Here is a 301-nt window from a genome sequence, read left to right as displayed (position 1 = left end):
CCTCCCTCGAGCTCGACAGTATCAAAGGCACTGCGACAGTTAAGCTGCCGGATTTCACCCCTGACTTGTCAAGCCGCCTACGCGCCCTTTATGCCCAGTGATTCCGAATAACGTTTGCACGGTTCGTCTTACCGCGGCTGCTGGCACGAACTTAGCCCGTGCTTCCTCCGGGGGTCGATCAAGTTTCCCTTTCTTCCCCCCGACAGAGCTTTACGACCCGAAGGCCTTCATCGCTCACGCGGCGTCGCTCGGTCAGGCTTGCGCCCATTGCCGAAGATCCTCGACTGCAGCCACCCGTAGG

The 301-nt window shown here is 59.8% G+C and carries 1 rRNA gene; it reads right to left on the bottom strand.

From position 1 onward, the window contains the following. Nucleotides 1-301 (bottom strand): 16S ribosomal RNA (locus tag ACTHSX_RS10575); the annotation flags it as partial.

The sequence above is a fragment of the Neisseria sp. P0014.S002 genome (genome assembly GCF_051958295.1).
GTDB classification, from domain to species: domain Bacteria; phylum Pseudomonadota; class Gammaproteobacteria; order Burkholderiales; family Neisseriaceae; genus Neisseria; species Neisseria flavescens_B.
Note: the sequence above shows the minus strand (reverse complement) of the source record. Positions and strands in the feature narration are given on the sequence as shown.